The organism is Bacillus sp. SIMBA_008 (genome assembly GCF_046535495.1).
In the GTDB taxonomy this organism is placed as follows: domain Bacteria; phylum Bacillota; class Bacilli; order Bacillales; family Bacillaceae; genus Bacillus; species Bacillus subtilis.
Genome location: NZ_JAWRWL010000003.1, coordinates 352,363 through 376,121, shown reverse-complemented (window position 1 = coordinate 376,121; position 23,759 = coordinate 352,363). Strand labels below are relative to the sequence as shown.

The window sequence follows — 23,759 nt, the reverse complement described above, 5'->3', positions numbered from 1 at the left end:
GCCAATGAAGAATCTGGAGAATAAAAGCTTTATCATCCGCTGCCTGAAGGCGGCTGCATCCCCATCAGGTGTTTGCCGCTATGGGAATACCTTCAGCTGGCTGCAGCTCTCTTTTCTCTTTCTGTTTTTAACGGCCTGCTTAATGGCGCCGTTAGCGGTTTCGTTTGTGAAAATGGATCGCTTCAGCGTTTCATCTTTCATGCCGTCAGCGATTCAAGGAGTTAATGATCAATTTGCTGATCAATTGCAGGGTTTTCAAATCAGGAACGGAAAACTAACAGGCGGGAAGAGCTCTGAGAGGATTGAAGATGGGCAGAATGTGATGGCAGTCGATATGAAGCATGAATATGAGACAAGCGGTGAAAATGGGCGATTGAAAGTAACTGGATTTGAAAACGCCATCATATTTCAACCTGATCAACTGGTGATCACCGATCAAAACGAAACGGGGTTTTCTGTTGGCTATGCGAAAATGGACGTTAAGCTCGAGAAACCAAACGTCCATGATGTAGAGGTCTTGATCGATACATTGTGGTTGGCACAGTATAAGCCGATGATCATGATGCTGGCATATACGGTGGTTTCTATGATCCAGCTTTTGTTAACGTTTGTTCTTGCAGGTGGCCTCTGGATCACAAAAATATCAAACATGGTCTCTATTGCATCATTCAAGGAAGCGGCCTCTATAGCGATTTGCGCATCAGCACTGCCGGCATTTGCGGCAGCTGCTATCGGCATGGTTCATTTTGATTTGATTACTGTATTGATGATCCATTCGTGTGGCGTTACTTTGATGATCTCTTTTGCATTTAGATATTTGACCAAAACCCGCCGTGATAATGGAAACTTACATTCGGGAGGAAATGATGATAAATCAGCGGTTATTTGAGATTGATGAATGGAAAATCAAAACAAATACATTTAATAAGGAGCATACACGGCTGCTGGAAAGCCTGACGTCTCTTGCCAATGGCTATATGGGGGTCAGAGGGAATTTTGAAGAAGGCTATTCAGGCGACAGTCACCAAGGCACATATATTGCAGGCGTGTGGTTCCCCGACAAAACGCGAGTAGGCTGGTGGAAAAACGGGTATCCAGAATATTTCGGAAAAGTGATCAATGCGATGAACTTTATGGGCATAGGCCTATATGTTGACGGTGAAAAAATCGATCTCCATCAAAACCCAATCGAATTATTTGAGGTAGAACTCAATATGAAAGAGGGGATTCTGCGGCGAAGCGCTGTTGTCCGCATTCAAGATAAAACCGTCAGAATCAGGTCAGAGCGGTTTCTTAGCCTTGCTGTAAAAGAACTCTGTGCGATTCATTATGAAGCGGAGTGCTTGACGGGAGATGCTGTCATTACGCTTGTTCCTTACCTGGATGGAAATGTGGCAAATGAAGATTCTAACTACCAAGAACAGTTTTGGCAGGAGGAAGCGAAAGGTGCTGATTCTCACAGCGGCCATTTAGCGGCAAAAACGATCGAAAATCCATTTGGAACACCGCGCTTCACGGTATTAGCCGCAATGGCAAACGAGACGGAGGGTTTTGTCCATGAAAGCTTTAAAACGACTGAAATGTATGTCGAGAATCGCTACAGTTATCAAACGAAGGCATCATTGAAAAAGTTTGTGATTGTCACGACTTCCCGTGATTTTCGGGAGGAAGAGCTTTTATCGAAAGCCAAGGAGCTTTTGGCGGATGTGGTAGAGAACGGCTATGAAGATGCAAAACGGAGGCACACTGATCGATGGAAGGAAAGATGGGCAAAAGCGGACATTGAGATTAAAGGAGATGAGGAGCTTCAACAAGGAATCCGCTACAATATCTTTCAGTTATTCTCGACATATTACGGGGGCGATGCCCGTTTGAATATCGGGCCGAAAGGATTTACTGGCGAGAAATATGGAGGTGCCGCATATTGGGATACTGAGGCGTACGCCGTTCCGATGTATTTGGCGACAGCCGAGCCGGAGGTGACGAAAAACCTGCTTTTGTATCGCTATCATCAGTTGGAGGCTGCCAAACGAAACGCTGCAAAATTGGGGATGAAGGGGGCACTTTATCCGATGGTGACGTTCACAGGTGATGAATGCCACAACGAATGGGAAATCACCTTTGAAGAAATTCACCGCAATGGCGCGATCTGTTATGCGATCTACAATTATATCAATTATACAGGCGACCGTAACTATATGGAAGAATACGGGATAGACGTACTTGTGGCAGTCAGCAGATTTTGGGCCGACCGTGTTCACTTCTCGAAACGAAAAAATAAGTATATGATCCATGGCGTCACAGGGCCGAATGAATACGAAAACAACGTTAACAACAATTGGTATACGAATGTCATTGCGGCTTGGACGTTGGAGTATACTCTACAAAGTCTCGAAAGTATCTCAGCGGAGAAACGCCGCCATCTGGATGTGCAGGAAGTAGAATTGGAAGTCTGGAGAGAAATCATCCAGCACATGTACTATCCATTTAGTGAAGAACTGCAAATTTTCGTTCAGCATGACACGTTCTTGGACAAAGACCTGCAAACAGTTGACGAATTAGATCCAGCGGAACGGCCTCTTTACCAGAATTGGTCATGGGACAAGATTCTCCGCTCCAATTTTATTAAGCAGGCAGATGTTCTCCAAGGCATTTATCTTTTTAATGACCGTTTTACAATGGAAGAAAAACGGCGAAATTTTGAATTTTATGAGCCGATGACTGTTCATGAATCAAGCCTATCGCCCTCTGTCCATGCGATTCTCGCAGCCGAACTCAAGCTGGAAAAGAAAGCGCTCGAATTATATAAGCGCACAGCAAGGCTTGATCTTGATAATTACAATCATGATACGGAAGAAGGCTTGCATATTACTTCAATGACGGGTAGCTGGCTGGCAATCGTTCATGGCTTTGCAGGCATGCGCACCGCGAATGAGACGCTGTCATTTGCTCCGTTTTTGCCGAAAGAATGGGACGAATATTCATTCAACATCAATTATCGAAATCGATTAATCAATGTGACGGTTGACGAAAAGCGCGTTATTTTTGAGCTTGTAAAAGGCGAGCCGCTGCACATGAACGTTTATGAGGAACCAGTTGTCCTACAGGGACGATGTGAAAGGAGAACGCCTAATGAGTGAATGGTGGAAAGAAGCTGTCGTTTATCAAATTTACCCGCGCAGTTTTTATGATGCCAATGGAGATGGATTCGGGGATTTGCAAGGTGTGATTCAAAAGCTGGATTACATCAAAAATCTCGGGGCGGATGTCATCTGGCTCTCCCCGGTATTTGATTCCCCGCAGGATGACAACGGATATGATATCAGCAATTACAAAAACATGTATGAAAAGTTTGGGACAAATGAAGATATGTTTCAGCTGATTGATGAAGCCCATAAACGCGGAATGAAAATCGTCATGGATTTGGTCGTGAACCACACATCAGATGAGCATGCTTGGTTTACTGAAAGCCGCAAGTCGAAGGACAATCCTTACCGGGATTATTATTTTTGGAAAGATCCTAAACCGGACGGCTCAGAGCCGAATAATTGGGGATCGATCTTTTCAGGCTCAGCGTGGACATACGATGAAGGAACAGGGCAGTATTATTTGCACTACTTTTCGAAAAAACAGCCTGATTTAAATTGGGAAAACGAAGCCGTTCGCCGGGAAGTTTATGATGTAATGAGATTCTGGATGGAGAGAGGCGTTGACGGCTGGCGGATGGATGTGATCGGCTCTATTTCTAAATACACCGATTTTCCGGACTACGAAACGAATCACAGCCGCAGCTATATTGTCGGCCGTTATCACTCTAACGGCCCACGTCTTCATGAGTTTATTCAAGAGATGAACAGGGAAGTGCTTTCTCATTACGACTGCATGACAGTCGGAGAGGCAAACGGCTCTGATATTGAAGAGGCGAAAAAGTACACAGATGCAAGCAGGCAAGAGCTGAATATGATCTTTACATTTGAACATATGGATATTGATACAGAACAAAACTCGCCAAATGGGAAATGGCAGATCAAGCCGTTTGATTTGATTGCTTTAAAAAAGACGATGACAAGGTGGCAGACCGGGTTAATGAATGTCGGCTGGAATACCCTTTATTTTGAAAACCATGACCAGCCGAGGGTTATTTCCCGCTGGGGCAATGACGGGAAGCTGCGTAAGGAATGTGCGAAGGCATTTGCAACGGTTCTGCACGGCATGAAAGGAACGCCGTTTATTTACCAGGGAGAAGAAATCGGCATGGTCAACAGCGATATGCCGCTGGAGATGTATGATGATCTTGAAATAAAGAATGCATATTGTGAACTAGTCGTCGAAAACAAAACGATGTCAGAAAAAGAGTTTCTCAAAGCCGTGATGATAAAAGGAAGGGATCATGCGAGAACACCGATGCAGTGGGATGCCGGAAAACATGCGGGATTCACAACCGGAGACCCGTGGATACCGGTAAATTCCCGCTATCAAGATATCAATGTGAAAGAGTCCTTGAAAGATCAAGATTCGATTTTCTTTTACTATCAGAAGCTCATTCAATTACGAAAGCAATATAAGATTATGATATATGGCGATTATCAGCTTTTGCAGGAGAATGATCCGCAGGTCTTTTCTTACCTTCGAGAATATCAAGGGGAAAAGCTTCTTGTCGTTGTGAATTTATCGGAAGAAAAGGCTCTGTTCGAAGCGCCTCCAGAACTGATTCATGAGCGTTGGAAAGTGCTGATTTCAAACTATCCGCAGGAGCGGGCTGACTTAAATAGTATTAGCCTCAAACCTTATGAAGCTGTGATGGGCATTAGTATATGAAAGCGGTCATTTTTGATTTAGACGGAGTGATAACAGATACTGCTGAATATCATTTTCTCGCTTGGAAGCACATCGCAGAACAAATCAATATCCCCTTTGACAGAGACATGAATGAAAGGCTAAAAGGAATCAGCAGAGAAGAGTCACTTGAAAGCATATTGATCTCTGGCGGTGCGGAAACAAAGTATACAAATGCGGAGAAACAAGAACTTATGCATCGGAAAAATCACGATTATCAAACGTTGATCGGCAAATTGACGCCGGAAGATCTTTTACCGGGGATTGGCAGGCTCCTATGTCAATTGAAAAACGAAAATATAAAAATCGGGTTAGCATCTTCAAGTCGCAATGCTCCTAAGATTTTAAGACGTTTGGCAATTATCGATGATTTTGATGCCATTGTTGATCCGACGACTCTTGCGAAGGGGAAGCCTGATCCTGACATCTTTTTAACAGCTGCAGCGATGCTCGATGTTTCCCCTGCTGATTGCGCGGCAATAGAAGACGCAGAAGCAGGCATTTCTGCAATCAAATCTGCGGGGATGTTTGCGGTTGGTGTCGGTCAAAGGCAGCCGATGCTTGGTGCTGATCTGGTTGTGAGGCAGACGAGTGATTTGACGCTTGAGCTGTTACATGAGGAATGGGAGCAGTTTAGAATCAAAAGTGTTTAAATGAAAAAACCTGCAAGAGACGCAGCTCTTGCAGGTTGTGTTATTACTTTTTGTCTTCTGTGTGAGTCAAAATTTTGTCAATCAGGCCGTATTCAAGCGCTTCTTCAGCAGACTTGAAGTTATCACGGTCTGTGTCACGTTCGATCACTTCAAGCGGCTGGCCAGTACGTTCAGCTAGGACTTTGTTTAATTTGTCGCGAAGCAAGAGAATGCGTTTCGCAGCAATTTCAATTTCTGTCGCTTGACCTTGCGCACCGCCAAGAGGCTGGTGAATCATGACTTCACTGTTTGGAAGTGCATAGCGTTTGCCTTTTTCCCCGGCTGCAAGCAGGAACGCGCCCATTGACGCAGCCATACCGATACAAATTGTAGATACCTTCGGCTTAATAAACTGCATGGTATCATAGATCGCCATACCGGCTGTAATAGAGCCGCCCGGGCTGTTGATGTAAAGAGAAATTTCTTTTTCAGGGTCTTCTGCTGCTAAGAATAACAGCTGTGACACGATGGAGTTCGCAACGTTGTCATCAATCGCAGATCCAAGCATGATGATACGATCCTTTAATAGACGAGAATAAATGTCATACGCTCTTTCTCCGCGGTTCGTTTGTTCAATGACTGTAGGTATTAAATTCATAATGCTCCTCCTTCACCTTTTAGGTAAGTATGTAGTTACATGATACATTTTTGGTCAATAAAGGTCAAACAAAAAGCTGGCCTGATATGCAAAGTCGTCTCTTTTTCCCATTTTCCCCAAAAATACAGGGGTTCAAACCATCGTATGTCAGATTGCCAATTAAGATGCTTTGTCTATTTAAAAAACGGCCTCTCGAAATAGAGGGTTGTTATTTGAATGGAATTATCGTATAATTAGTTGTGCTGACGTTCTCATAACGCAGTCATTCTGCGCTCGTAGCTCAGTTGGATAGAGCGGTGGTTTCCGGTACCACGTCTGTCGGGGGTTCGAATCCCTCCGAGCGCGTCCAATAGAACAACAGGAAAGACAAGGGTTTGGCGATTTGCCGCTCTTGTCTTTTTTGTTTTGTTTCATAAATCTCTCACGCTGAAACATAAATTTTCCTTCTCTCGGGCACGTTATGGAATGTGTGCGATATTGAATTTGCGAGGAGGATGAACATGGGTATTTTAAGCGGAAATCCGCAGGATGAACCGATGCATTATGGTGAGGTATTCGGCTTATGGAGTTATGTGATGGCGGGCAATAAAATGGTCGGCAATTACCAAATGCTATTGAATCATGTCGGTGATGACGACCTGAAGAAGCTGCTTCGTGAGTCTATTGAGAAATGCCAAGATGAAATCAAGCAGGTCAGCACGATCCTGAAAGAAAACGGGGTGGCGCTGCCGCCGGCTTCTCCTGAACCGCCGACAGCAGATCTTAACGATATTCCGCCTGGCGCACGGTTTCTCGATCCGGATGTGGCGGCCTCCGCGGCAGCACAAAATGCTGCAGGTCTTGTGACATGCAGCAAAATGATGGGGCAATCGATTCGTGAGGATATTGCCATGATGTTTGGGCAATTTCATATGTCGAAAGCGGCAACCGGCGCAAAATACTTAAGGCTGCTAAAAAACAAAGGCTGGCTTATCCCGCCGCCGCTTCATCTTCAAAAACATCACGAAGCTTAATGGCAAAGGCATATACAGCTGTATATGCCTTGATTTTATGAAGATGACGTAAGACGCAGGCCGATGACGCCGGCTAGGATAAGGCAAAGTGAAATCACCTGTGATAGCTGAAACCGCTCCTTAAACCAAATGAGCCCGACCGCCGAAACACCAATGCTTCCAATGCCAGTCCAGACGGCATATGCGACTCCGGCAGGCAGGACGATCATCGCTTGGGACAGGCAGTAAAAGGATAAGCCGAATCCAACAGTCATCACAATGATCGGCCATTTTTTTCTTGTTCCGTCTATATATTTCATGGCAATGGCAGCTATAATTTCTTCTATGCCGGCAATCACTAATAAAAACCATGCCATTATTGTTCACCTCCCGGCTGAGATTTGCTTTCTTTCGTAAATAATTTCATTCCTAAAATGCCAGCCAGCAATAAAGCTAAAAAGAACATTTGGGCTGCTGAGAAGGATTCGCCCAGAACAATTCCAGTCAGATATGTTCCGACGGTTCCGATTCCGACAAACACAGTGTACGCCGCGGCCATCGGGATTTTTTGATAAGAGCGGATCAACAGGATAAAGCTGACCGCGATTAAGATAAAAATGATGATCCAATCCAAAAGCGAATCGGCATGTTTGAGGGAAGAGGCCCAAACAACTTCTAAAAGCCCTGCAATAAAAACAAGAACCCAATTCAAATGAAACACCTCTCTATTTTTATGAATGAACGTCAGTCATTTTTAAGACATTAAAAAATGAGCGGTGTTACCCAGTCATTTTTTAAGCTGTGCCTAAACTCCGTTTTAAGAAAGAAAAAATTTCCTTTTTATACACTTCAACATTTTCATCTTGTTCAAATCCGATATAGAATCGTTCCGCAGTATTCTCGACCAAGTTGATAATCGTTCTGGCCGTCCATTTTGAATTGATTCCTTCCGTTACCTCATGGTTTGCAATGGCCTTGTTGATGATTTGTTCAAGCCAGGAATAATAAGGCTGATAGATCGTCTCCCATTTTTCCATGGAGTGGTCGATCGCAAGCCCGGAATAACAGAGGACAATAATATCCTTATGGCGTTCTGTAATGAGAAATGTCTCATCAATTAATATATCTAAAACGGTCCAAAAATCTTCGTCCCCATGCAGCCTACCTTTGATTTGATCAAGTGTATGGGTGAGAAGATTTTCTGCAATGGCCGGTATGAGGGCATTTTTAGATGAGAAATACAAATAGAATGTTCCTTGGGCAGTGCCGGCCTTTTTGACAATATCAGAAATAGAAGCTTTGTCGAGGCCTTTTTCAGAAATGACTTCTATGGCAGCCTGCAGAATTTTTTCATATTTGCCCGATGTTTGTTTTGGCATGAGGAACACCTCCGATAATGACTGACTATCATTCATTTTATCGCGTGTATGTATGTTTGTAAAGAATAAAGAAGCAAGAAAACCTCTTGCTTCTTTATTTATCGTAATCAATGGCGGCTTTTGGGAGCCCGGTATACTTTGCCCAGTAATAAATCGCAAGTGAGCCGATCGCGACTAAAATGAGGTCGACGGGATTGCTGATAATCCCTAAACCATGTCCGAAAGAACCGATGTAGGAAAAGATCAGCATCATAATATAAAACCCAATAAGCCACCAGGCTGATTTCAGCTGCTGAGCGAGGCTGACATCTTCTTTAGGCGTATATTTGCTGAAACAGAGATAGATCAAAAACATCACGAGCTGTGAACCGAGCAGCCAGGAGACTGTTTTCCATCCTGACCAGTACACGATAAACGCTGTAAATATAAAGGAAAGCGGCCCGATAATGCTCATTCCCTTTAAATAAAACGGCCTGTTTAAGTCCTTCGCGTTGACCCTCAGCGCAGCTGAAGAAATGGGTGCAATCGCATATGAAAGAATGAGCGCGACTGAACAGACATTGACGAGCGCGTTCCACGAAGGAAAGGGAAGTGTCCAGAAAATGGACAGGGCAAACGAAAGCCAAAGCGAAGCGCGGGGTGTCCCCGTATCTTTATTGACCTTTGAGAATATGCCAAATAATGTGCCGTTACGCGCCCAGGCGTAAACAAGGCGGGATGTCGTATTCATAAAGATATTCCCGTTTCCACCAGGAGACAGAATGGCGTCTAAAATGACAAGCGTTGCAAGCCAGCCTAACCCGAGCATGACCGCAATATCCTTAAACGGCAATGAGAACTCCCGGCCAATTGCCGGCCAGCCATGTTTCAGTGTTTCTGTCGGGATTGCACCAATAAAGGTGACCTGCAAAACAGTATAAATGATGGTTGAAACGATGATGCAAATGATTAAAGCGATCGGGATATTGCGTTTTGGATTTTGGACTTCACCTGCTACAGATACAATCGGATGCAGGCCGAGATACGCAAACATGACGCCGCCTGTCGAGATGGCAGCCTGAATACCTGTAAATCCAAACGGTGCAAATCCTTGAACGGATAAATTCTCCGGCTGAAAATGAAAGATCAGCACAATAATGATGGTAATCGGCACAATATATTTAAAAATCGATATGATGAAATTCGCCTTAGCGAAGGTTTTGACGCTCCAATAATTCAGCAGGAAAAACAAGCATAATAGGGCAAACTGCAAGATCCAGCCGGAAATGGTCGGTGAATCAGACCCTTTAATGGTCAGGCCGGGAAACCAATAGGCCACATACTGGCGCACAGCTGTCACTTCAATTGAAATCAAGCTTGTATAAGCGACAATCGTGACAAACGAAATTAAGTAGCCGACAAGGTGGCCATGTGAATAAACGGGGTATCGAATGATGCCTCCGGTACGGGGCAGAGCGGCTCCGAGCTCTGCATATACGAGCCCGATTAACAAAATAATGGCTCCTCCGAGGATCCAGGAAAAAGCGCCGGAGGGCCCTGCTTTTGAAGCGACATTACTGACAGCGAACAGCCACGCTGATCCAAAGATGGCTCCCATCCCAATCAAAATCAGATCAAACAGCGACATTGATTTTTGAAAATTTCCTTGTTTAGACATTCGCTTCCTCCTTTGAAACCAGCCTTATATTTCTTACAATGCCCAATATGTAACAGAGAATACCGCTCCTAATAAAAAAACAGGGCAGCCTGCGCTACCCCTGTTTTTATTCATGAACCGAATCAAAGTGTTTCACTGTTATATTTTTGAAGGAGGCTGTGCCGCCGTCAGAATAAAGGGTAATTCCTTTATCTTCAGGCTTTGGGAAGACTTCATTTGAAAAAACGGTTTTCCCGTCGCCAACAAATACTTCTATCGTTGTTTTATCGACAAGTATTTTCAAATGCACCTTACGTTTGCTTACATCATAAGGAGCTTTGCTTTCGACATAGGTATTGCTTTTGTCAGGCTGATTTGTGGCTGCTCTATTGACATAAGCATAGCCGCCTTCAGCGAAAATACCGACATCAATATGGCGTTTTTGGTCTTCTGATTCTCTGAGCCTGACGCCTGCATTCTTTAGCTCTGACCAAGAAAGATCCGTATCAAGCTGGTACGTATCACCTGTTATCGACAATGTTTTTGATCCGTTCACATCCTGATCCTCTATTTCGTCAGTTGAAACAGTCAGCTGCTCCAAAGCTTCAATCGGCTGTGAGACGAGGCTGTATGTTCCATCCTGCTCCTTCAGCCGGAGTTCGCGTATGACAGAATCTGTGCCGTTAAAGCCGTTCTTCATTGTCGGGGTGTTGTTGGCATAATCCCAATTGTTCATCCAGGCAAGCGCATACCGCTTTTCTAATGGATCTGTGCTTTTGCTGTCTTCGAACGTCACACCGCCATACCAGTCGAAGCCATAGTCAAGCCATTGGGCTTCAGTCTGATCCGCTTTGAATTCTTTTCCGTCGAAGCTTCCGGTCCAGTAGGCGTACGTATTTGGTTTGCCCCACGGTTTGCCATTCGCGCTGGCACCGAGAACCCACTTATTCGTTCCGTCGCTTGCCCGCATCATGTAGAGGTCGGGACATTCCACCATTCCCGCCTGTTCTGGGAAGAATCCGCTTGTGTAATGCCAGTCCTTAAGATTATCGGATTCATAAAAGCCGATTTTTGATCCTTCAGCCATGACCATGACCCATTTGTTATCCTGGTCATCCCATATGACTTTCGGATCTCTGAAATCGTCTGTGCCCGGATTAGGCATAACGGGATTGCCACTGTAGAATTTGAATGATTTTCCTTTGTCTGTGCTGTACCACAAATATTGCTCCTGTTTTTTGTCTTTGGCTGAGGGCTGTGTCACAATCGCGACAAGCGCATTTTTCCCGAAGCCGGCTGTGTTCTCTTTATCAACCACGACGGAACCGGTCCAAATGTCACCGTCCGGGTTTGTATATTTCGGAATCGCCACGCCTTCATCGGTCCAGTGCACCAAATCCTCTGAGACGGCATGGCGCCATTCTGTGCCGTTGCCTTTTGGGTAATCCCGGTTATATAGATAGAAATAATGATACTTGCCATCAAAATAGATCGGTTTTTGAGGGTCATTTTTCCATTTATCCGGCGTCGTAAAATGATATGCCGCCCGGTAGTCCGGCTTCTGTTTTGATTTTGTTTTTTGGTCATGTTCTTCTTTTGGAAATAAGTCGATAAACAGCAATATTCCTAAAAAGGTTAGGAATACTGTTAGCCATTTGCCTGCTTTTATATAGTTCATATGGGATTCACCTTTATGTTGATAAGAAATAAAAGAAAATGCCAATAGGATATCGGCATTTTCTTTTGCGTTTTTATTTGTTAACTGTTAATTGTCCTTGTTCAAGGATGCTGTCTTTGACAACAGATGTTTTCTTGCCTTTGATGTTCAGCAGGAAGCTTGGCGCAAACGTTGATTGTTTGTCTGCGTAGAACCCTCTGTTTGTCATATAGCTTGTAATCACGACATTGTTTCCTTTAGCTTGAGGTACAGCAAAGTGTGAGTAAGTAAAGGTTACATCGTTAGGATCAAGATCCATTTTTAACACAAGGCCAGTTTTGTTCAGCGGCTTGTATGGGCCAGTTAAAGAATTAGAAACATAACCAAGCATGTAAATATCGTTAGACGTAATGCCGTCAATCGTCATTTTTGATCCGCGGGAGTCAGTGAACAGGTACCATTTGCCGTTCATTTTAAAGACGTTCGCGCGTTCAATTTCATCTGTTACTGTGTTAGATGCAATCAGCGGTTTCATCACTTTTTTCAGTGTGTAGTCATCGTTTAGCTCAATCATGCCGAGGGCGCCGTTTGCTAACTCAGCCGTGCGTTTTTTATCGCTTTGCAGAAGTTTTTGACTTTCTTGACGGAAGAATGATGTGCTTTTGCCATAGTATGCTTTGTTAAATAAAGATTCTTCGCCTTGGTAGCCATCTTCAGTTCCAGTGTTTGCTTCAAATACTAAGTATTTGTGGCCTTTATCTTCTACGTAGTGAGGATCTCTCAGCGTATGGTTGTCGCCTGAGCTGTAGTTGCCTTCATCGATGAACTGCTGTACATTTTGATACGTTTTGCCGTCGCCGTCAAAGATTGATTTATAATCCTCTACACCGTTGATGTTCAGTGAGCTGTCTGATGCTGATACGTTTACCTGTGCAGTTGTCAGTGTTTGTTTGCCGTAATGTTTACCGGAGAAATCAGTGTAGAATAAACGGATTTTTCCGTCAGATGTAAATGTGGCTGAACCTGACCATTCTTGCGTTTGGTCTTTTAGGATAGAATCATTTGCATCGAATTTGTCGCTGTCTTTAAAGACGCGGCCAGCGTTTTTCCAGCTGTCAATAGAAGTTTCGCCGACTTTTTGATAGAACATGTAAATCGATGTGTCATCCGCATTTTTAGGATCTCCGGCTAATGCAAAGACGATGTGGTAGCCGTGATAGTTTGCGACTGTGCCGTCAGCGTTTTGTAATGGCCAGCTGTCCCAAACGTCCAGGCCTTTTGCAGAAGAGATGTTTTTGATTGTGGACGGATCGAATTCAGGCACTTGATATTTTTCATTTTTTTGCTGTTCAGGGATTTGCAGCATATCATGGCGTGTAATATGGGAAATGCCGTATGTTTCCTTATATGGCTTTTGGTTCGTTTCTTTCGCAAACGCTTGAGTTGCGCCTCCTGCCAGCAGTGCGGTAGTAAAGGTTAATACTGTTGCTTGTTTTGCAAACTTTTTGATGTTCATCGTTCATGTCTCCTTTTTTATGTACTGTGTTAGCGGTCTGCTTCTTCCAGCCCTCCTATTTGAAGATGGCAAGTTAGTTACGCACAATAAAAAAAGACCTAAAATATGTAAGGGGCGACGCCAAAGTATACACTTTGCCCTTTACACATTTTAGGTCTTGCCTGCTTTATCAGTAACAAACCCGCTCGATTTACTTTTCGACCTCATTCTATTAGACTCTCGTTTGGATTGCAACTGGTCTATTTTCCTCTTTTGTTTGATAGAAAATCATAAAAGGATTTGCGGGATACGGGCCTAAAGAACTAAAAAATCTATCTGTTTCTTTTCATTCTCCGTATTTTTTATAGCTTCTGTTGCATGGGCATAAAGTTGCCTTTTTAATCATAATTCAGAAAATATCATAATATCTCATTTCACTAAATAGTAGTGAACGGCAGGTATATGTGATGGGTTAAAAAGGATCTCTAACTGAGGTCTTTCATATAAGATCGTCTGATGCCTTGATGAAGCATGCCTCTTGGATCAAAAGCAGTAATCTGTTTTGGGAACATGCTGCTGTGATTTCTATTTTTATACAGTCGGGCAGATACCGTTTCAATGTCTGTAACGATTAATATAATAATGTATTAACTAGCAAACAAATGATAGAAGCGTAAGGCTTATAAGGAGGAAAAAGTTATGCAGCCCCGGCCAACTAAATGGATTAAGAGGAACGATCGACCGGAACCTCTTTTATCACCAAGTGTCACAAATGGAAATACCCCATCAGCTCAACAAAACCAGTCCTTCGCACCAATGACGAACCAGCCTATTTCTGCTTTCAGAGCCACCAGCAATATGAATCTGTCAGTTGCTGCAAATGCAGCCAGCGGAGTTCTTTTTCAAAATGTCCAATTTGATTTGGCGAATGAATATAACCCCGGCACATCTACATTTTCCCCGAGAACAGCAGGCGTGTATTCTCTTAATGCATCAGTTGAATTTCAAGCGAATGCGAATGTTGGCTTCAACTTAGAAGTCGTATTTCTCGTGAATCAAGATGTGGTAGGCGGCGGAAATAACCAATTTCAAGCAGGGAATCTCCCCGCTGTCGTAGCCATTACGGAAATTCTTCAGTTAAACGCCGGAGATACGGTGACAGTTGCAATGAGGAGTACTGCCGCAGGAGTCATTCAAGCGACTACGAGAACCCATTTTGCAGCCGCTAGAGTTCCTTCTCCGACTTCATAAAAGAGGATTTTTTGATTCATGCAGATCTAATACCGCTATATTAAAGTTGATTTTTCCTATTTGAGGATTAATCAGCTTTTTTTATTGTTTTCAAAATATTTGAAACGTTAGTAGGTTAGTAACGTACAGAGATATGGGAGGTGGAGGAATGAAGCAGAATAAAAGAAAGAATCTTCAGACGTTATTTGAGACATTAGGCGAAAAACATCAGTTTAACGGGACGGTTCTAGCTGCGGAGGGTGGCGATATTTTATATCACCACTCTTTTGGCTATGCGGAAATGACGGAAAAACGCCCGTTGAAAACCAACTCTTTGTTTGAGTTAGCGTCTTTGTCAAAGCCTTTTACAGCATTGGGAATCATCTTGCTGGAGGAGAAGGGGATTCTTGGCTATGAAGATAAAGTGGATCGCTGGCTGCCCGGTTTTCCGTACCAGGGTGTAACGATTCGGCATTTATTGAACCATACGTCAGGGCTTCCTGATTATATGGGTTGGTTTTTTGCTAATTGGGATCCGCACAAGATTGCGGTGAATCAGGATATTGTCGATATGCTGATGAATGAGGGGCTATCTGGTTATTTTGAACCGAATGAAGGCTGGATGTACAGCAATACGGGGTATGTGCTGCTGGCGGTTATCATTGAAAAAGCATCTGGCATGAGCTATGCGGATTTTATGAAAACAAGTATTTTTTTACCGGCAGGCATGAATGAAACAAGAGTGTATAACAGGAGGCTTTCGCCTGAGCGAATTGATCATTATGCATATGGATATGTGTATGATGTACATTCCGAAACATACGTCCTCCCTGATGAGCTGGAGGAAACGAACTATGTTGTGTATCTCGATGGCATACAGGGAGATGGGACGGTGAACTCTGTCACAAGCGATTTGTTTCGATTTGATCAGGCTTTATATCAGGACGATTTCATCAGCAAGGCTTCTAAGGAATCTGCGTTTTCTCCAGTGCGCCTCAACAATGGAGAAACAATTGATTATGGCTTTGGCTGGGTACTGCAAAACAGTCCTGAAAAAGGGCGGATTGTCAGCCACAGCGGAGGGTGGCCCGGCTATTCGACGTTGATGATCCGATATATCGATCATCGTAAAACACTGATCTATTTGAGTAATAAGGAAGAGGATACTGAATATGAACAAGCGATTCTGAAGGCGGCGGAACATATTCTATTTGGCCAGCCATATGAGGTCCCGGAACGTCCTGCTGATAAAAAGAAAAAAGCAATTGATACGGCGATATACAGCCGCTATGTTGGCAGCTACCTGTTGCAGGATGGGACGGCTGCACAGGTGACTGCCGAGAATGAACGGCTTTATTTGGAGATCGCCGGACAGCTGAGACTGGAGTTATTTCCTTCTTCGGAAACCCGTTTCTTTCTGCGAGCATTGTCTGTTGAAGTCGAGTTTACATTAGGTGTGGATGCTGCGAAAAGCTTTATCCTCTATGAGGATGGCTCAGAGGAAGAAGCGGTCCGTACGAAGTAGAAAGGAATGAATTTGATGATCGGAATATTAGCCGGAATGGGGCCGAAATCGACCTCGCCGTTTATTGATAAGGTGATTGATTACTGTCAGAAGCTGTATGGGGCTTCAAACGATATTGACTACCCGCACATGATGATCTATTCATGCCCGACGCCCTTCTATGCAGATCGTCCAATTGACCATGACGAGATGAAAAAAGCAATTATCGACGGAGCGGTAAAGCTCGAGAAAACAGGCGTGGATTTCATTGCGCTGCCTTGTAATACGGCGCATGTCTACTATGAAGAGATTCAGCAGGCATTGTCGGTTCCTATGTTGCATATTGTTGAGGAAACGATAAAAGAGATTCCGCATCTCGCAAAAAAAGCGGTGGTTTTAGGAACAGAGCCAACCATCCAATCCGCCATCTACCAAAAAGTTCTGAAGGGAAATGGACAAGAAGTTATTCACAAGGACCATTGGCAGCAGGCTGTGAACCAGCTTATCGCCGCAATCAAACAGCCAAATCATATGCAGCATACACAAGCATTGTGGCAGACGCTATATGAAGAAATCAGTCAGCATGCAGACATCATCATTTCAGCCTGCACGGATTTAAATGCGGTGTTAGATCATATTCAAAGTGAGATTCCGATTATAGATTCCTCTGCCTGTCTTGCCAAAAGCACTGTCAGCACATATCTTGCTTATCAAAGCTAGCTTCAGACAAGGACTGTCTTCAAACAGTCCTTGTTTTTTTATGTTCCTATTGTTTGACAGTTAACTGCAATGGTGTTAAAGTAAACATGTAAATAGTTACATGATTTTTTTCTGAAGGTGAGGTGGTTCTCGTGAAGAAGCCGGTTTTAAAACCATTCGCCTCTTTAGAAATCAAGGTTGATCCGCCTATCACGATTGGTGAGACAAGCCTGGGACTGAGACGATTCATTCCGATTCGTTCGGGAACAATAACTGGGGAAGTAAAGGGACGTATTTTGCCGGGCGGTGCCGATTCACAAATGATTCGCGCTAACGGCAGAACAGATTTATCTGCCAGGTATGTGATTGAAACAGCAGATCATGAACTGATTTACATTGAAAACAATGGAATACGGCAAGTCAGCGAGCCGTTTCGAAAACAAGCGGCAGCCGGGGAAATTATTGAACCGGAACATGTTTATTTTCGTACGGTACCGACGTTTGAAACAGGCAGTGAAGTCTATCAATGGCTGCATGACCGCTTGTTTATCGGTTCCGCAGAAAGAACCCCTGATTACGTTCTACTAGACATTTATGAAGTACAGTAAAAGACTAAGGAGAGTGTGTAAGATGGAAAACTTTATCGGAAGCCACATGATTTATACGTATGAAAACGGATGGGAATACGAGATTTATATTAAAAACGACCATACAATTGATTATAGAATTCATAGCGGAATGGTTGCCGGACGCTGGGTTCGGGATCAGGAAGTGAATATTGTCAAACTGACAGAAGGCGTATATAAAGTGTCTTGGACAGAGCCGACTGGCACGGATGTTTCATTAAACTTTATGCCAAATGAAAAACGCATGCATGGCATTATTTTCTTCCCGAAATGGGTACATGAACATCCTGAAATTACGGTTTGCTACCAAAATGACCACATTGATTTGATGAAAGAATCCCGCGAAAAATATGAAACGTATCCAAAATACGTTGTACCTGAATTTGCGGAAATTACATTTCTGAAAAATGAAGGAGTCGACAACGAAGAAGTGATTTCGAAGGCTCCTTATGAGGGAATGACAGACGATATTCGCGCGGGAAGATTATAATAAACATAAAAACCCAGAAAAGAGAATTACTTCTCTTTTCCGGGTTTTCTTTTTGCTGAGTATGCGGGAACCATCACAATTCCCGCGAAAAACAGTATGATGCCAGTCCAGCGCATAGGCTGGTAATAGACTGTGTCTCGTAAACATACCACGGCCGACAAAATAATGATACAAGCTGCCACAACAATGGCAGCACCAATGTATCCTGTTTTCCCCATATTTATTCTCCTTTTGAAGGGAATAGCTTCTGCCTTTTTTCAGATTCGGGATCGTTTTCGATCGTAATCTCTGAGTCTAAAATCAGCGTCTCTCTCGTTTCTTCATGATACGCAGGCCAATTCACAGCTTCGGTGCTTGGGTTTCCTGTTTTAGCGAACGTGATCCACGCTGATTGTATCGTGTGAGAAAGCTGTTTCACCTCATCCGTAATCTCCGCTTTTGCCATTCGTTCCAATCCGTCCAGATTTCCAAAGACAAAAGGAAGCTCTAATGCGTGAAACGCTTTATTGTACGGCGGCTTCTTCGGGTGCCAATCGAACCTGTACATCCAGACAGGGGCGTAATGAGACTGTGCGGATGCATAGGCGACGGCAGGGCGCCAAAATAATAAATCAGTCATCATATGAATTTGGCTTTCCAGAGAACGCGGATACAAATCGGCAACTTTCTCTGCCAGCGGCTTCCCTAGTAAATACTCGAGCGCTGCATCAAGCGTTTCCTGAGAATGAACGTCTGAATCCGGGGTGAAAAATAAATATCCTTCATCACGGGTTGTTCCAATTAATAGCGGAATACCGGAAGCAGCCCCTTCTGCGATCGCTTTTTCTGGTTCTTCAGGCAGCGTTTTCGGATCAAGGGCGGGCTGGAAGAACAGCTGAAAGATATTTTCTTTTTCTGCAATCCGAAGCTGATCAGCCGCTTTTAGCAAATCTTCCGCAGAAACCGTATGCAATTTATCCAGTTGGCCCTCGTTAATCCCAAGGACCTGTAAAAAGGCTGCCGAGGTGCTCGCCGCTTGTTCTTTCGTCATCGTTCGAGAAGCGCCGCTTTCCATGATTGCTTTCTGGAACAGGCCTTTTGCCGCAGGCATAGCGAGAAGCGCGGCAATGCTCATCCCGCCGGCGGATTCTCCAAATACTGTTACGTTATCGGGATCACCGCCAAACGCTGAAATATTCTCCCGCACCCATTTCAGCGCGGCGGCTTGGTCTAAAAGCCCAAGGTTATCGGAATACGCCTCATCAAACGAAGACAAGTGCAAAAAGCCAAACGGCCCCAGCCGATAGTTCAATGTAACGACAATGACTTCTCCCTGTGCCGCAAGTTTTGATCCGTCATACAATGGCTCACTGCCCGCGCCGAGATAAAAAGCGCCTCCGTGAATCCAAACCATGACAGGCAGGTTTTGGCTTGGAGTGTCAGGCGCAAATACATTGACAAACAAGCAATCCTCGGACTGGCGGGGCAGCTCAGTATACGAAAGTGACAGCAAATCAGACGGCTGCGGGCAAACAGGGCCGTACGCTGTGGCATCAAGGACATCTTCCCACACTTCAGGCGGCTCAGGTGCTTTAAAACGCCATTGTCCGACAGGCGGCTTGGCATAGGGGATGCCTTTCCACTTATGTACGCCGTTTTCCGTTGTGCCTTTTACTTTGCCGTATTGAGTCGTTACTATTTGATGAGTCATTGTGTTCTCTCCCTTTTTCCCCCATTATAAACAGATTTACCCTATAGATGCGAACGTTAGCCCTTAACCGATCATCATCTTCCCATTGTTTTTAAAAAGGATTTGACTTCATGGACAGTCAGACCGATTTCTCTTGCTTCCGCCATCAGCGCTTTCCATTCTTCTATATTGGATTCCGTCAGTTTGCGGTTGCGGTAAGAGGCAGTTTCAGGCTGTTCTTTCTTTAGCCTGTTCGTAAAAGTGAACAATTCTTCCTTTTCCATCCCGGCTTGTACGGCTTGCACTAAATGTACGCGCCATTCTTCTTCACCGCCGCTGATTTTTTCATACATCATTGTTTCTGCGTCAAATAATTCTGTTAATTCAACTTCCAGTGTGGCAGAAACTTTTTTTAAAAATTGAACGGACGGATTCGTGTGAACGCCTCTTTCAATCTTGCTTAAATAGGATTTGGATACGCCTGACTCAACAGCCAGCTGATTAATAGAATAGCCTTTTCTTTTACGGTACAAACGGATAATTCTTCCAATCATAATATGAAATTCTCCTCTATTCCTGTCGTTATTTTGTTCATTATAAAGAATTTTTCGTTCTTTATAAAATTTAAAATAATAAGGGAAGTGCAGTAAATTAGAGGAAAATCATGATTTTGTTCTCTAAAGAGAACTTATTGGCTTATTTTGCAATTTTTAAATAATAACGTTTTCTTTTATAATCCAATCATTAACAGAAAGGGGCGCGGGAAGCCAGCCGCGGGAAGGCTGAAGGCTATGAATACATGAATGAGAATATGAGTTTCAAAGAATTATATGCGATTGTCAGACACAGATTCGTGCTGATTCTGCTCATCACAATCGGCGTCACCCTTATTATGGGTTTTGTGCAATTTAAGGTCATTTCACCGACCTACCAGGCGTCGACACAGGTGCTGGTTCATGAATCAGACGGTGAAGAAAACTCGAATCTCAGTGACATCCAGCGAAATCTTCAGTATAGCAGCACGTTCCAATCGATTATGAAAAGCACTGCCTTGATGGAAGAAGTTAAGGCGGAATTGCACCTATCTGAATCGGCTTCCTCGCTGAAAGGAAAAGTGGTTACCAGCAGTGAAAATGAATCAGAAATTATCAACGTTGCCGTCCAGGATCACGACCCGGCGAAAGCGGCTGAGATTGCGAACACGTTAGTGAACAAGTTTGAAAAAGAAGTAGATGAAAGAATGAATGTACAAGGCGTACATATATTATCAGAGGCGAAGGCTTCTGAAAGCCCGATGATCAAGCCGGCCAGGCTGCGAAATATGGTCATGGCTTTTGGCGCTGCTGTCATGGGCGGCATTACACTGGCATTTTTTCTGCATTTTCTCGATGATACTTGCAAAAGCGCACGGCAGCTCAGCGAGAGAACCGGATTGCCATGCTTAGGCTCCGTTCCTGATGTCCACAAAGGGCGGAATCGTGGGATAAAACATTTCGGGGAGTGAAGCGAGTGATCTTTAGAAAAAAGAAAGCAAGGCGAGGTTTGGCTCAAATATCTGTTTTACACAATAAATCAGTTGTTGCGGAACAATATCGCACCATTCGGACAAACATTGAGTTCTCATCTGTCCAGACCAACTTGCGATCTATCCTCGTCACCTCCTCTGTGCCTGGTGAAGGTAAATCGTTCAGTGCAGCGAATCTTGCGGCTGTCTTTGCGCAGCAGCAGGAAAAGAAAGTACTGCTGGTGGATGCCGATTTAAGAAAGCCGACCATCAATCAGACGTTTCAGGTTGATAATGTAACCGGGCTGACAAATGTGCTGGTCGGCAATGCTTCACTCAGTGAGACGGTGCAAAAGACGCCGATCGATAACTTATATGTACTGACAAGCGGGCCGACCCCGCCAAACCCGGCAGAACTGTTGTCTTCAAAAGCAATGGGAGATTTAATATCTGAGATCTATGAACAATTCAGCCTCGTCATCTTTGATTCCCCTCCTCTTTTGGCTGTTGCAGATGCTCAGATTCTAGCAAATCAGACAGACGGCAGCGTGCTCGTCGTTTTAAGCGGAAAAACAAAAACCGATACCGTTCTGAAAGCAAAAGATGCACTGGAACAATCCAATGCGAAGCTGTTAGGCGCTCTTTTAAACAAAAAGAAAATGAAAAAATCGGAACACTATTCCTACTAGTTTTTGTAAAGGTGATGTCTCCTGACCTGTATCAATGGAGGCACTCGGCTCTGCTGTGGGCAGCTGAAGTTGCTGCCTTAGATGCTGGTCGTCGCTGGCGGGGCGTGAGGATGGGTTAAATGCCCACTTATCTGATATATACATAGGACGTGTTGTCGGTTTAGCTGCTGCCGATTTTTTGGAGAGACGAAAACCGCCGCAGCTAAACCGATAAAAGAATTAGGGGGGAAAAGGTTGAGTTACCGGAGAAGACTGTCAATGATTATTGCGCTGGATACTTACCTCGTTTTAAATTCAGTTATTGCAGGATATCAATTTTTAAAAGATTCCTATCAATTTTATGACTCCGGAGCATTACTGCTTACCGCTGTCAGCTTGCTCCTCAGCTATCATGTGTGTGCTTTCCTGTTCAATCAGTATAAACAGGTGTGGACATACACCGGGCTTGGTGAGCTGATTGTCCTGCTTAAGGGCATTACGCTTTCCGCCGCTGTGACCGGTATCATTCAGTATGCTGTGTATCACACGATGTTCTTCCGTCTGTTAACCGCGTGCTGGGTGCTTCAGCTTTTGTCTATTGGAGGGACCCGTATTTTATCCAGAGTATTAAACGAAAGCATCAGGAAAAAACGCTGCGCCTCGTCCCGCGCGCTGATTATCGGGGCGGGCTCAGGTGGGACTCTGATGGTCAGGCAGCTGCTTTCGAAAGATGAACCAGATATCATACCTGTCGCTTTTATTGATGACGACCAAACGAAGCATAAATTAGAAATTATGGGGCTGCCCGTAATCGGCGGAAAAGAAAGTATCATGCCTGCGGTGCAAAAGCTCAAAATTAATTTTATTATTATTGCCATTCCTTCACTCCGCACCCATGAGCTTCAGGTGTTATATAAAGAATGTGTGCGAACCGGAGTAAGCATTAAAATTATGCCTCATTTTGATGAAATGCTGCTTGGCACACGAACTGCCGGACAAATTAGAGATGTAAAAGCTGAGGACTTGCTCGGCAGAAAGCCGGTAACCCTCGACACTAGCGAAATTTCGAATCGCATCAAAGGAAAAACAGTTCTCGTCACGGGAGCGGGCGGATCAATCGGCTCAGAAATCTGCCGGCAGATCAGTGCGTTTCAGCCTAAGGAAATTATTCTGCTCGGCCATGGGGAAAACAGCATTCATTCAATTTATACAGAGCTAAACGGACGATTCGGCAAACACATTGTGTTCCATACGGAAATCGCTGATGTGCAGGACCGCGATAAAATGTTTACATTGATGAAAAAATACGAGCCGCATGTTGTCTATCATGCAGCTGCCCATAAGCATGTGCCTTTAATGGAAAATAATCCTGAAGAGGCGGTCAAAAACAATATTATCGGAACAAAAAATGTCGCGGAAGCAGCCGATATGTCGGGAACAGAGACATTCGTGCTGATTTCATCGGACAAAGCGGTGAACCCAGCCAACGTAATGGGGGCGACAAAACGATTCGCAGAGATGATTATTATGAATCTTGGGAAAGTCAGCAGAACCAAATTTGTCGCTGTTCGCTTCGGCAATGTACTCGGGAGCCGAGGCAGCGTCATTCCGATTTTCAAAAAACAGATTGAAAAAGGCGGCCCGGTGACAGTAACACATCCGGCAATGACCCGCTATTTCATGACGATTCCCGAGGCATCAAGGCTTGTGATTCAGGCTGGGGCACTGGCGAAAGGGCGTCAGATTTTTGTTCTCGATATGGGAGAGCCCGTAAAGATTGTAGATCTTGCCAAAAACCTCATTCATTTGTCCGGCTACACGACAGAGCAGGTTCCAATCGAATTCACAGGCATTCGTCCGGGCGAAAAAATGTATGAAGAATTACTGAACAAAAATGAAGTCCATGCTGAACAAATCTTTCCGAAAATTCACATCGGTAAAGCGGTGGACGGTGATTGGCCGGTGCTGATGCGCTTTATCGAGGATTTTCATGAGCTGTCGGAAGCCGACCTGAGAGCGAGGCTGTTTGCGGCAATCAATACATCAGACAAAATGACGGCTGCCAGTGTTCATTAGGGGGAGTG

The 23,759-nt window shown here is 44.2% G+C and carries 23 protein-coding genes and 1 tRNA gene; 14 read left to right on the top strand and 10 right to left on the bottom strand.

Annotation, left to right across the window (positions count from 1 at the left end; translation table 11 throughout):
- Positions 1–4 precede the first annotated feature (4 nt).
- Genes SB658_RS12535 through pgmB form a run of 4 tightly spaced genes read left to right on the top strand, consistent with a single transcriptional unit; the run spans position 5 to position 5,489 of the window.
- Positions 5–889, top strand: coding sequence for a DUF1189 domain-containing protein (locus SB658_RS12535; RefSeq protein ID WP_003243870.1), 885 nt, complete (start codon positions 5–7; stop codon positions 887–889).
- On the top strand, positions 867–3,140 hold the full coding sequence (gene mdxK, locus SB658_RS12530) for a maltose phosphorylase (protein ID WP_003243769.1): 2,274 nt from the start codon (positions 867–869) through the stop codon (positions 3,138–3,140). The genes SB658_RS12535 and mdxK overlap by 23 nt, the downstream gene beginning before the upstream one ends.
- Positions 3,133–4,818 carry an oligo-1,6-glucosidase gene (gene malL / locus SB658_RS12525; RefSeq protein WP_144500516.1) on the top strand — a complete coding sequence of 562 codons (1,686 nt, stop codon included), beginning with the start codon at positions 3,133–3,135 and terminating at the stop codon, positions 4,816–4,818. The genes mdxK and malL overlap by 8 nt, the downstream gene beginning before the upstream one ends.
- Positions 4,815–5,489 (top strand): beta-phosphoglucomutase, encoded by a 675-nt coding sequence (gene pgmB / locus SB658_RS12520; protein WP_108029105.1) that lies wholly within the window; start codon positions 4,815–4,817, stop codon positions 5,487–5,489. The genes malL and pgmB overlap by 4 nt, the downstream gene beginning before the upstream one ends.
- Positions 5,490–5,532: 43 nt before the next feature.
- On the opposite strand, the gene clpP is transcribed toward pgmB, so the two are convergent.
- Positions 5,533–6,126 carry an ATP-dependent Clp endopeptidase proteolytic subunit ClpP gene (clpP, locus tag SB658_RS12515; protein WP_003228214.1) on the bottom strand — a complete coding sequence of 198 codons (594 nt, stop codon included), beginning with the start codon at positions 6,124–6,126 and terminating at the stop codon, positions 5,533–5,535.
- Positions 6,127–6,395: 269 nt separating this feature from the next.
- Here clpP and SB658_RS12510 point away from each other — a divergent pair.
- Both SB658_RS12510 and SB658_RS12505 read left to right on the top strand, forming a co-directional pair.
- Positions 6,396–6,471: transfer RNA gene (locus SB658_RS12510), tRNA-Arg, on the top strand.
- A 155-nt stretch (positions 6,472–6,626) separates the two neighbouring features.
- A complete protein-coding gene (locus SB658_RS12505; RefSeq protein WP_014478056.1) occupies positions 6,627–7,139 on the top strand; it encodes a DUF3231 family protein in 513 nt (170 codons plus the stop codon).
- A gap of 35 nt (positions 7,140–7,174) precedes the next feature.
- On the opposite strand, the gene SB658_RS12500 is transcribed toward SB658_RS12505, so the two are convergent.
- The 6 genes from SB658_RS12500 to sacB form a co-directional block, all read right to left on the bottom strand.
- On the bottom strand, positions 7,175–7,495 hold the full coding sequence (locus tag SB658_RS12500) for a QacE family quaternary ammonium compound efflux SMR transporter (protein ID WP_003228222.1): 321 nt from the start codon (positions 7,493–7,495) through the stop codon (positions 7,175–7,177).
- The gene (locus SB658_RS12495) at positions 7,495–7,830 is read right to left on the bottom strand and encodes an SMR family transporter (protein WP_014480966.1); all 336 of its coding nucleotides are present in this window, start codon (positions 7,828–7,830) and stop codon (positions 7,495–7,497) included. Before SB658_RS12495 ends, SB658_RS12500 begins: the two co-directional genes overlap by 1 nt.
- Positions 7,831–7,912: 82 nt before the next feature.
- The gene (locus SB658_RS12490) at positions 7,913–8,497 is read right to left on the bottom strand and encodes a TetR/AcrR family transcriptional regulator (RefSeq protein WP_186437834.1); all 585 of its coding nucleotides are present in this window, start codon (positions 8,495–8,497) and stop codon (positions 7,913–7,915) included.
- Positions 8,498–8,591: 94 nt separating this feature from the next.
- The gene (gene aspP / locus SB658_RS12485; protein ID WP_003228228.1) at positions 8,592–10,154 is read right to left on the bottom strand and encodes an aspartate/proton symporter AspP; all 1,563 of its coding nucleotides are present in this window, start codon (positions 10,152–10,154) and stop codon (positions 8,592–8,594) included.
- 106 nt (positions 10,155–10,260) lie between these two features.
- Positions 10,261–11,811, bottom strand: a complete 1,551-nt coding sequence (gene levB, locus SB658_RS12480) for a 2,6-beta-fructan 6-levanbiohydrolase (RefSeq protein WP_049140396.1) — start codon at positions 11,809–11,811, stop codon at positions 10,261–10,263.
- 73 nt (positions 11,812–11,884) lie between these two features.
- The gene (gene sacB / locus SB658_RS12475) at positions 11,885–13,306 is read right to left on the bottom strand and encodes a levansucrase (RefSeq protein WP_014480964.1); all 1,422 of its coding nucleotides are present in this window, start codon (positions 13,304–13,306) and stop codon (positions 11,885–11,887) included.
- 678 nt (positions 13,307–13,984) lie between these two features.
- Between sacB and SB658_RS12470 the strand changes: the two genes are divergently transcribed.
- The 5 genes from SB658_RS12470 to padC all read left to right on the top strand — a co-directional run bounded on the left by SB658_RS12470 (position 13,985) and on the right by padC (position 17,834).
- Positions 13,985–14,536 carry a C1q-like domain-containing protein gene (locus SB658_RS12470; protein WP_029946010.1) on the top strand — a complete coding sequence of 184 codons (552 nt, stop codon included), beginning with the start codon at positions 13,985–13,987 and terminating at the stop codon, positions 14,534–14,536.
- A gap of 148 nt (positions 14,537–14,684) precedes the next feature.
- Positions 14,685–16,040 carry a serine hydrolase gene (locus SB658_RS12465; protein ID WP_144500517.1) on the top strand — a complete coding sequence of 452 codons (1,356 nt, stop codon included), beginning with the start codon at positions 14,685–14,687 and terminating at the stop codon, positions 16,038–16,040.
- Positions 16,041–16,055: 15 nt separating this feature from the next.
- Complete coding sequence (gene racX, locus SB658_RS12460; RefSeq protein ID WP_032726905.1) at positions 16,056–16,739, top strand: broad specificity amino-acid racemase RacX; 684 nt, start codon at positions 16,056–16,058, stop codon at positions 16,737–16,739.
- A 131-nt stretch (positions 16,740–16,870) separates the two neighbouring features.
- Positions 16,871–17,326, top strand: a complete 456-nt coding sequence (locus tag SB658_RS12455; protein ID WP_041850507.1) for a DUF3237 domain-containing protein — start codon at positions 16,871–16,873, stop codon at positions 17,324–17,326.
- 22 nt (positions 17,327–17,348) lie between these two features.
- Entirely contained in the window at positions 17,349–17,834 is a 486-nt protein-coding gene (padC, locus tag SB658_RS12450; RefSeq protein WP_003243190.1) for a phenolic acid decarboxylase, read from the top strand.
- 26 nt (positions 17,835–17,860) lie between these two features.
- Here the strand turns inward: padC and SB658_RS12445 are convergent, their stop codons facing one another.
- The 3 genes from SB658_RS12445 to slrR form a co-directional block, all read right to left on the bottom strand.
- Positions 17,861–18,052, bottom strand: a complete 192-nt coding sequence (locus SB658_RS12445; protein ID WP_003228241.1) for a hypothetical protein — start codon at positions 18,050–18,052, stop codon at positions 17,861–17,863.
- A 2-nt stretch (positions 18,053–18,054) separates the two neighbouring features.
- Positions 18,055–19,524 (bottom strand): para-nitrobenzyl esterase, encoded by a 1,470-nt coding sequence (gene pnbA, locus SB658_RS12440; RefSeq protein ID WP_144500518.1) that lies wholly within the window; start codon positions 19,522–19,524, stop codon positions 18,055–18,057.
- Between the two features lie 74 nt (positions 19,525–19,598).
- Positions 19,599–20,057 (bottom strand): HTH-type transcriptional regulator SlrR, encoded by a 459-nt coding sequence (gene slrR, locus SB658_RS12435; RefSeq protein WP_003228245.1) that lies wholly within the window; start codon positions 20,055–20,057, stop codon positions 19,599–19,601.
- 245 nt (positions 20,058–20,302) lie between these two features.
- Here slrR and SB658_RS12430 point away from each other — a divergent pair, with 245 nt between their 5' ends.
- The 3 genes from SB658_RS12430 to SB658_RS12420 all read left to right on the top strand — a co-directional run bounded on the left by SB658_RS12430 (position 20,303) and on the right by SB658_RS12420 (position 23,751).
- Positions 20,303–21,007, top strand: a complete 705-nt coding sequence (locus SB658_RS12430; RefSeq protein ID WP_003228247.1) for a YveK family protein — start codon at positions 20,303–20,305, stop codon at positions 21,005–21,007.
- A 5-nt stretch (positions 21,008–21,012) separates the two neighbouring features.
- Positions 21,013–21,696 carry a protein tyrosine kinase EpsB gene (gene epsB, locus SB658_RS12425; protein WP_003228249.1) on the top strand — a complete coding sequence of 228 codons (684 nt, stop codon included), beginning with the start codon at positions 21,013–21,015 and terminating at the stop codon, positions 21,694–21,696.
- Between the two features lie 234 nt (positions 21,697–21,930).
- The gene (locus tag SB658_RS12420; RefSeq protein WP_170948336.1) at positions 21,931–23,751 is read left to right on the top strand and encodes a polysaccharide biosynthesis protein; all 1,821 of its coding nucleotides are present in this window, start codon (positions 21,931–21,933) and stop codon (positions 23,749–23,751) included.
- The last annotated feature ends 8 nt before the right edge of the window (positions 23,752–23,759 follow it).

What these genes read in the sequence shown, in the direction of transcription:
- clpP (WP_003228214.1), bottom strand. Translation starts at nt 6,126, where the DNA reads ATGAATTTAATACCTACAGTCATTGAACAAACGAACCGCGGAGAAAGA.
- padC (WP_003243190.1), top strand. Translation starts at nt 17,349, where the DNA reads ATGGAAAACTTTATCGGAAGCCACATGATTTATACGTATGAAAACGGA.
- aspP (WP_003228228.1), bottom strand. Translation starts at nt 10,154, where the DNA reads ATGTCTAAACAAGGAAATTTTCAAAAATCAATGTCGCTGTTTGATCTG.
- SB658_RS12430 (WP_003228247.1), top strand. Translation starts at nt 20,303, where the DNA reads ATGAATGAGAATATGAGTTTCAAAGAATTATATGCGATTGTCAGACAC.
- malL (WP_144500516.1), top strand. Translation starts at nt 3,133, where the DNA reads ATGAGTGAATGGTGGAAAGAAGCTGTCGTTTATCAAATTTACCCGCGC.
- SB658_RS12465 (WP_144500517.1), top strand. Translation starts at nt 14,685, where the DNA reads ATGAAGCAGAATAAAAGAAAGAATCTTCAGACGTTATTTGAGACATTA.
- SB658_RS12500 (WP_003228222.1), bottom strand. Translation starts at nt 7,495, where the DNA reads ATGGCATGGTTTTTATTAGTGATTGCCGGCATAGAAGAAATTATAGCT.
- pgmB (WP_108029105.1), top strand. Translation starts at nt 4,815, where the DNA reads ATGAAAGCGGTCATTTTTGATTTAGACGGAGTGATAACAGATACTGCT.
- SB658_RS12490 (WP_186437834.1), bottom strand. Translation starts at nt 8,497, where the DNA reads ATGCCAAAACAAACATCGGGCAAATATGAAAAAATTCTGCAGGCTGCC.
- SB658_RS12445 (WP_003228241.1), bottom strand. Translation starts at nt 18,052, where the DNA reads ATGGGGAAAACAGGATACATTGGTGCTGCCATTGTTGTGGCAGCTTGT.
- SB658_RS12535 (WP_003243870.1), top strand. Translation starts at nt 5, where the DNA reads ATGAAGAATCTGGAGAATAAAAGCTTTATCATCCGCTGCCTGAAGGCG.
- slrR (WP_003228245.1), bottom strand. Translation starts at nt 20,057, where the DNA reads ATGATTGGAAGAATTATCCGTTTGTACCGTAAAAGAAAAGGCTATTCT.
- levB (WP_049140396.1), bottom strand. Translation starts at nt 11,811, where the DNA reads ATGAACTATATAAAAGCAGGCAAATGGCTAACAGTATTCCTAACCTTT.
- pnbA (WP_144500518.1), bottom strand. Translation starts at nt 19,524, where the DNA reads ATGACTCATCAAATAGTAACGACTCAATACGGCAAAGTAAAAGGCACA.
- SB658_RS12470 (WP_029946010.1), top strand. Translation starts at nt 13,985, where the DNA reads ATGCAGCCCCGGCCAACTAAATGGATTAAGAGGAACGATCGACCGGAA.
- racX (WP_032726905.1), top strand. Translation starts at nt 16,056, where the DNA reads ATGATCGGAATATTAGCCGGAATGGGGCCGAAATCGACCTCGCCGTTT.
- sacB (WP_014480964.1), bottom strand. Translation starts at nt 13,306, where the DNA reads ATGAACATCAAAAAGTTTGCAAAACAAGCAACAGTATTAACCTTTACT.
- SB658_RS12505 (WP_014478056.1), top strand. Translation starts at nt 6,627, where the DNA reads ATGGGTATTTTAAGCGGAAATCCGCAGGATGAACCGATGCATTATGGT.
- mdxK (WP_003243769.1), top strand. Translation starts at nt 867, where the DNA reads ATGATAAATCAGCGGTTATTTGAGATTGATGAATGGAAAATCAAAACA.